Genomic DNA, 1,413 nt, shown 5'->3' with positions numbered 1-1,413 from the left:
GGGACAGTGGTCGCTTGACGGCGCGGGGACTGACGCGGAGTCGGCGTGCTGTCATCGGCTGGTTCAGGACGGCTCGTCCGATGGTTCCGACGAGGTCGACGATGGTGTCGGCGATCACGCCTGCGGCTTGGATGACCTGGTCGCGGGCGGTCTGGAGGGCGATGCTGAAGCTGGCCCGGTCGGGGTCCATGTCGGGGAGGGTCGCGGTGGCGTCGGCGATGGCGATCCTGATCAGCTGGTAGACGGTCAGCAGCGCGTAGACCTCCTGGGCAATACCGGGCATGGTCCGGGCGCGCAGGACCCGGCGCCCGAGCATGGACTTCTTGACCGCGAAGAAGGAGGATTCCACTTCCCACCGCTCGTGATACAGCTTGACCAGCTCGAATGCCGGATGGCGGCGGTGGTCGAGCAAGGTGGTGGCCAGCCGGTAGACGCCGGTGGTGTGCCCAGCGGTGGTGGCGATGGTGATCTCGCACTCGATGACGCGGACCTCCAGCCGGCCGATCCTGGACAGGAACGAGCCGTCCTCGTAGCGGTGCAGGACCGGGGGTTTGCGGGTGGAGGAGAGCCGGGCGAGGAATGCGGCGCCGGTGTCCGCGACCGTGGTCAGGAAGGCGTTGGAGGACAAGCCGCGGTCCAACAGGACGATCATGCCCTCGTGCAGGGAGCGGGCCAGGCGCTTGCCGTGGGTGCTCTCGCCGCTGATGCGCGGGCCGAAAACCGCGTCGATCACGGCCCGGGTGCCACAGGCGACCAGGGTGACCAGGCAGATCTGCGGATAGCCCGAAACAGCGTACTGGTTGGAGCTTTTACCCAGGTGGGCCCGGGTGGCGGGACCGTCGGGGACGTCGAGGTAGGTGCCGTCGACGGCGACGACCAGCAGACCCGCCCAGCGGGCCCCGGTGGTGCGGATCGCGCTCGCCGGGCCGCGCAGCAGGTCGAACAGAGCCCGCACGGGGCGAACACCGAGCCGGGCACGGGCGTGCCACAGCGCCGTGGCGGTGACCTTCGGGACCGGCAGGCAGTGCAGTGCGGAGGTCAGTTTGGCCCACACGGCCGGATAGCCGCATTCCTCGAACAGAGCGGCGGCCAGGAGGAGGTAGACGACCACCCGGGCCGGGAGTTTCCGCAACCGCCGCTGAACGGCCCCGCACTCGGCCAGGGCGGCATCAACCATCTCGAACGGGACGATCTGCGTCAGCTCACCCAAGTGACCCGGAGCGAAAAGACCGTCGGCTACCGCGATCTCGCGGCTGATGACACACTGACCCGACAGCGGAGCCTCCGGTGCTGTGAACGGCTTGTCTTGGCGGACCAGCCAGTTCTACCGGGGCTCCGCTTCTCACGTCCGGCGTTCTTCCAGACCAGACCCCACTCGCAGCCAGGGACCCGACCCGTAACTTCATGGCCTTG

At 68.6% G+C, this 1,413-nt stretch carries 1 protein-coding gene; it reads right to left on the bottom strand.

All coding sequences use genetic code 11. The features are described from left to right. A partial coding sequence (locus tag ABT085_RS46355; RefSeq protein WP_351623261.1) for an IS4 family transposase occupies positions 1–1,177 on the bottom strand: 1,177 nt, incomplete at its 3' end. Between the last annotated feature and the right edge of the window lie 236 nt (positions 1,178–1,413).

Origin of the sequence: Streptomyces sp. NPDC002265 (assembly GCF_040296125.1) — a bacterium.
Taxonomy (GTDB): domain Bacteria; phylum Actinomycetota; class Actinomycetes; order Streptomycetales; family Streptomycetaceae; genus Streptomyces.
This window is presented reverse-complemented; position numbering and strand designations above follow the sequence as displayed.